This window comes from Acidiphilium sp. (assembly GCF_049977125.1).
In the GTDB taxonomy this organism is placed as follows: Bacteria; Pseudomonadota; Alphaproteobacteria; order Acetobacterales; family Acetobacteraceae; genus Acidiphilium.
Genome location: NZ_JBMFGY010000154.1, coordinates 1 through 6217, shown reverse-complemented (window position 1 = coordinate 6217; position 6217 = coordinate 1). Strand labels below are relative to the sequence as shown.

5 protein-coding genes are annotated in these 6217 nt (G+C 61.7%); all 5 read right to left on the bottom strand.

Annotated features, from left to right (window positions below; translation table 11 throughout):
- Nucleotides 1–169: 169 nt before the first annotated feature.
- Nucleotides 170–298, bottom strand: a complete 129-nt coding sequence (locus ACP5E6_RS15495; RefSeq protein ID WP_427955515.1) for a beta-ketoacyl synthase N-terminal-like domain-containing protein — start codon at nt 296–298, stop codon at nt 170–172.
- A gap of 94 nt (nt 299–392) precedes the next feature.
- Nucleotides 393–3497: an efflux RND transporter permease subunit gene (locus ACP5E6_RS15490; protein ID WP_427955514.1), complete on the bottom strand. Its 3105-nt coding sequence runs from the start codon at nt 3495–3497 to the stop codon at nt 393–395.
- Nucleotides 3494–4486, bottom strand: a complete 993-nt coding sequence (locus tag ACP5E6_RS15485) for an efflux RND transporter periplasmic adaptor subunit (protein WP_427955511.1) — start codon at nt 4484–4486, stop codon at nt 3494–3496. Before ACP5E6_RS15485 ends, ACP5E6_RS15490 begins: the two co-directional genes overlap by 4 nt.
- Nucleotides 4483–5706, bottom strand: a complete 1224-nt coding sequence (locus tag ACP5E6_RS15480) for a TolC family protein (RefSeq protein WP_427955508.1) — start codon at nt 5704–5706, stop codon at nt 4483–4485. The genes ACP5E6_RS15485 and ACP5E6_RS15480 overlap by 4 nt, the downstream gene beginning before the upstream one ends.
- A 212-nt stretch (nt 5707–5918) precedes the next feature.
- A partial coding sequence (locus tag ACP5E6_RS15475; RefSeq protein ID WP_427955506.1) for a hypothetical protein occupies nt 5919–6217 on the bottom strand: 299 nt, incomplete at its 5' end.

Below are 6217 nucleotides of genomic sequence, written 5' to 3'. Positions count from 1 at the left end.
GCAAACTGAGCCAGACCATGCCCTTTTGCGTCGATTTGGTACGCCTGTGAGGGGCACAGTGATCGTCGGCATAATGGCCGAGGTCTCAAGTGCGGATTCTGCTATCCAGTCACACAGCGGGAACCGTCATGCAGGCGCCAATGATTTCGTCCCGCCAAACATCCCAAAGCTAACTCCGACAGGCTGCTAGGCCTTCGGGTAGTTTCGATATACCCGACTGCCCTTCTAGCAGCCGGGACCAAGCGAGCTGTACCCCGCATCCGAGTGGGGAAACCATCCCCGTCCCGGTAATGACCACGCGACGCGTCAAACAATCTCTCGTTCGCGGTTTGCATCAAAGATTTTCATGTTCGTCAACCTTGTTAGTCCTATCCAATTTAGGCTTGGGCTGCCTATTGCTCCTCAGGTGTCCCCCGATCAAGATGCAAGCTTGATGCGTTATGACCAGTGAAGCGCCTTGTTCCCACGACATAGAGGACGGGCGCCAGCCATAACGTCATCACGGTTCCGAGGATCAAACCGCCCATGACCGCAATCGCCAGCGGTTGCAGCAAATCAGTGCCGCGACCAATCCCGATTGCCAACGGCATAAACCCCAACACATCGGCGAGCATCGTCATCAGAATCGGCCGTAACCGTTGCCGCGCGGCAAAAGCCACACTGGCGGGTCCAAGACGATTGCCGCCCGAATGGCGGGCATTAGCGAAGATCAGAATGACATTGTTCACCGCAATCGCAAACACCAGCAGAATTCCGAGAAACGCCGTGCTGTCCAGATCCGTGTGGGTGATCACTAACAGGAGTAGCGCGCCCGGCGCTGCCAACCCGATCGAAAATATCGCCGCCATCGCGGCCTTCTGGCTGCCGAACTGCAAGCCGAGGAGAACCAGCAGCATGAACAACGCGCCTGCCAGAATCACCGCCATCTGCCTGAAACTCCGTTTCTGCTCTCGGTAATAGCCCCCGATCACGCTGGTGACGCCGCGTGGCAATTTGACTGCGGCAATCACCTCATTGGCCTTCTCCGCGGCAGCCGCCAGCCCCTCATTCCCGGACGGGCTAAGCTTGATCGCAGCATAAGGCACCAGATTCTGGTGAGTGATGTAGGGAACCACTCCCTGCACCGCCACCTTGGCCACCTGCGACAACGGGGTAACAACACCGTTCGGCAGGCGAACCGGGGTGTCAGCAAAATTCACCGGATTTGCGCCGTTGTTGCCAGACAATTGCACACGGATGGGCAAAATCTGCTCGCCATGCAGTAAAAATCCGGCCTGACGCCCCCAGAACCGGGTTTTGAGCGCTTGGGAGATGGCCAGTGGGGTGAACCCCTGCATGCTGGCCATCGCGCTCGGTGTGATCGCAATCTCCGGGCCGGCCGAGGGTGATTTGAAGACAATCGACTGGAAATCGTGGCTGGCCTGCAAGGCGCGGGTCAGGCGTTCGCCGGCACGGTGCAGGGTTGCCGTGTCACCGCCAAACAACTCAATTTGCAGAGGTGCGTGCGACCCCGACAGATTGCCCAGTCGGTTGATCATCACCTGCATGGTCTCGAGCGTGGTCAGATCCGGCGCCGCCAGGCGAAACGCGTGACGCAACTGTCGCATGACCACCGCAGTCGACTGGGCACGATGGGTTTTCAACACCACGGTCAGCCCTCCCTTGTTCGGCGTCGCATAGGCATTACCCAGTCCGCGCCCCACCACAAGCGACACCCGAGCGACATCAGAATTCTTCATTGCGATCCGCATCAGATCCCGCCCGACCCTTGTGGTTTCGGCAATTCCGCTACCCACCGGTGTCCGAAATGGCACGACGAAGATCCCCTCGTCCCAATGCGGCAGAAACGCGGTCGGCAGCAAACTCGCCCCAATTCCAGCACCGAGCAGCAGAACCAGAACGAGCGGAATAGCGAGCCCGGGCGCACGCATGCCCCGTACCAAAGCGCGGCTATAATGCCGACGGACCCATCGTTCCCCAGGCAATTGCCGCACATGCCGGGCACGGGTCGCAACCCACATCGCCAGGATCGGGGTGATCGTTGCTGCAATGATCTGCGACGTGATCAACGCGATCACGATGGCCATGGCCATATGGCGGAATAGCAGCCCGATCGTGCCCGACAGGAACGCGAGCGGCACGAAAATGACGCAGGCGGTCAGGGTCGCCATCGTCATCAAGGGCAGAATGTCGCTTACATACGCCAAGGCGATGCGCCGCCGGGTCGGCGCATCGCCTTGCAGATTATGCATGCCGCGCTCGACGATGACGATCGCATGATCGACCAGCGCGCCGATCGCCGCAGTGATGCCACCGAGGGTCATGATATTGATCCCGAACCCTAGCGCGTTCAGCACGATCATCGTCGCGGCAACTGCCAGCGGAATGACCGCCAACGTCGCCAGCGACGCATCCAATCTGCCCAGAAACAGGAACACGACACCGAACGCGATCAGACTACCCAGACCCAACGCGATCCAGACATCCCGTAGACTGGACCCGATAAGGCCGCTGAGATCGTAAATCGGCACGAGGCGAGTCCCCGCCGGCAATTGCGGCGCCAGTACCCGCATCTCGCGTCGCACCGCTTCGGCGACCTTTACCTGATTGGTCGCCTGCTGCGCCGCGACGTCGATCAGCAGCGCATGACGATAACCGGCGACAGCGGCATCGCGGATCAACGGCGGTGGGCCGGTTGCTATGGTTCCCAACGCGCCCAGCGCCAACGGTGCCCTGACGCCCTCGGCGTTCGGCAAACCCAGGGGCAGCGTGACCGCGCCAAGTGCGGCCGCACTCGTCGGCCGCGGCGTGGTCGCGAGAATGAATTGCTCATGAAACGCATCGATCACGCCGGAAAAAAACGGCCCTTGTCGGGCGCGAAGGGCCAATACCACTGCTGCAGCGGTCAGATGGTATTGCGTGAGCCGCCGCGGGTTCAACCTTATATCGACTTCCGGCCACCCCCGACCGACATCGTTGACATGATAGACGCCCGGAACCGATAGGAGCGCCGGACGGATCGTGAACGCGAAACTCGGCATCATCGCCGAACTATCGATCCGGTTCGAGACCAGCGCATATTCCGCGATCGGATAGATATTCGGCGTCATCAACCGCACGCTCATCACTGCGCCAGGAGGTAGCGCAATGTGTGACAGGCGCGCCTGTAACATCAGATAGGCAAGATAGGGCGTGGTATGCGTGTTGAAAAACACATGGAGCTTGGTCAGTCCGTTGCCGGTCTGCGAGCGCACCAGCGTCACGCCGGGCTCGCCCTTGGCCGCCTCTTCCAGCGGGCGGGTCACTTCGAGGAGCATGAATTTCACCGGCAGATCCTGCGTATGAACCAGAACCGAGACCTTGGGAAAATCCACTGCCGGAAAAATACTCTGCGGCATCTCCTCGAATGCAATCACGCCGGCCGCAATCAGCAGAACCGCCAGCAGCGCCATGGTGAAACGATTATCCCACAGGAACCGCAGATAGGCGCGGATCAAGGCGATATCTCCAGCGGCGAGCGGGCATCGAGCCGGGTGCTGCCGCGAACCACCACCCGATCCCCCGGGTGCAGTTCGCCATCGATCCAGACCTCGCCGCCGTGAACACCGAGAATATCGACTGCAACTTCACGGGCCTTCCCGTCATTATCCACGAACACCATCGCCGCTGAACCGTGCATCACCACCGCACCCAGCGGCACGACGAAGGCGGTGCGCGGCGGCAGGTCGAGCACCACCGAAACCCATTCGCCGGGCAGTAGATCATCATCAGGCGAGGGTGCCACGACAATACTCACCAGGCCCGACCGGCGCGCGCTGCGTCCCACCGAGGTGATCGAACCCTGACCATGCCAACCGCCCCCCCGTATCGTCGCGTCGCCGCCTGCCTTCAACCGCAGGGCCGTCGAGGGCGGCACCAGAACCCTGATCCAGGGATGGCCACGTCCGCTCAAACGCGCAATCGCTGTACCCGCCGCGACAATGCCGCCCGGCGCGATCAGATAATCGAGACTCCCCGCAAACGGTGCCGTTAGGGTTTGACTGGCGGCCTCAGCCTGCAACGCCCGCAAACTCGCAACCGCCTGCTTCCAGATATTGGTATCGCTCGACACCGTCGCGGCAGACAGATTGCCGCTCCGGAAGAGTCGCTGGTCGCGTTGCAGCGTCTGATGGGCGAAGCGAACCTGGGCCTCAGCCGCATGAAGCTGCGCCGGAAGTCCCGGCGGCGCGATCCGTGCGATGATCACCCCCGCCCGGACCATTCCGGCCGGCACGAACGGCCCCATCACCAGGCCGGTCATCGGCGCCGATAAAGTGATCCGGCCGGCGCTCTTTACCTGACCGAGAAATCCGAGATGCTTGACATAAGGCGCAACCCGGACCGTCCCAACCGTCACCGGCACCGCCCAAGCTGGGACCGCCCAGGCCAACATCGTGATCAGCGACAGGATCACGGCACGGAGGAACCGATGGACGATATGTTTCATGGGCCGGATGCCCTTCCGAAAAACCGATGATGCAATGCGTCCTCCAGCAACCCGAGTGCCGTCAGGGTTTGCAGGCGTGTTGTCAGACTATTCTGCTGCGCAATTAATTCCTGCTGCTTGGCACCCAGCAGCCGAACGATACCGATGCCCCCGATCCGATACGCCGCCTCGTCCCGCCTCACCTCTACCTTGGCCTGGCGGGCGATCCGGCGTGCGGCACGCGCCGCCGTCTGGCTCGCCCGGTACCGCACGAGTGCCGTATCGATCTGATCCAGCACATGCAATTGCGCGGCCTTGAACTGCGCCGCTGCCAGATGCCGCGTCGCGCGGGCCGACGCGATCGGCCCCTGATTTTGATTGAAAATTGGGAGCGGCAGGGAAAGCGCGAGAATATATTTGTTGTCGCCCTGACTGTAATGATAACCGGGCCCGATCGACACGCCCGGATATTGCGCGTCGATCGCCTGACGCAACAATTCCTGATCCGCCCGATACGTCGCGAGCGCCGCAAGCACCGATGGCCGGGCGACCAACGCCGCCCGCGTGATGCCCGCGATATCATGGGGCGTGCGGGGCGCATCGAAGGCACTCGTCGAGATCGCGACATGATCGAATGCCGCAGCCGGCACACCCACCGCGGCTGCCAGATCACCCCGCGCAACCTCCAGGCTTCGAGCCGCTTCCGCTGCCGAATATAGCGCCTGATCCATCCCGGTCATGGCAAGGTCAAGCGTCGCGGACGACACGATTCCGGCACGGTAGCGCTGCGCGATCGCCCGCTCCGAAGCTTGCGCCAATTGCGCATTCCGTCGGGCCAGCCGGACAGCGTGCCGCGCATTCCAGAAGGCCAGCAACGCGGTCCGGACCCGCGACCGCTCCAGCCATGCGGCGGTATCGATCGCCTGGCGCGCCGCGTCCCGCTGATCCTTGGCCGCCGCCACCCCGGCCTGCCGCGCGCCAAGACTGTCTACGAGGAAGCTGATCACCGGTCCGATTTTGAACGGCGATGGATTGGCGTTGGAGGCATTGTATTCGGGATTGATGGTCATAGTTGGGTTAGGCAATGCGTCCGCCGATATCACGCTGCCACGCGCTACCGCGTATTCGGCATCGGCTATCGCAAGATCCGGCCGTTCAAACACCGCAACGAGCGTCAGGGCATCCAATCCCCACCGGGGCTTGGACTTGCAGCCCATCGACGAAAGAAACTTCGTCAACATGGGGTTATCCAGCCGCCGCCCGGTGAGCAATCGGGCACTCGACACAGGATTGATCGGACGCGCTGCATAATGGGCACATCCGGCCAGCAAAAGTGGCGGAAGCACCAGCATAACACTCCATGGTCGCGAACTGTTCCGGGCTTTCATCAAGCTGATATGGTCTTGCACATGCTGATGCGAGGTTAACCGTCCAATATGATGTTTTCCGAACGTCAAACTGACGGATTCGTCAGAAACGAAAACGTGCGCCGGGCGATGTTGGCGGCGGTGAGAATCCGCGCATAAACGGCGCGGGGAGCTCGGAGTGGCGATAATTGCCTTGTGCGGTAACCGGTAGTCGGGTTGCGATTGCTGCGCTGGTTTCGACGGCTCTCGAGGGATTTCGTGTTTGTGTGGACGGTACGGTGCGTGAGGTGACGCGCTGTCAGGTGCTGGGGTAGGTTTGCTGCCATTGAGGGGGCAAGCACGGCGCCGATCTCGACTTGGCGGTTCTGCTCGACGCCGTGCCCCG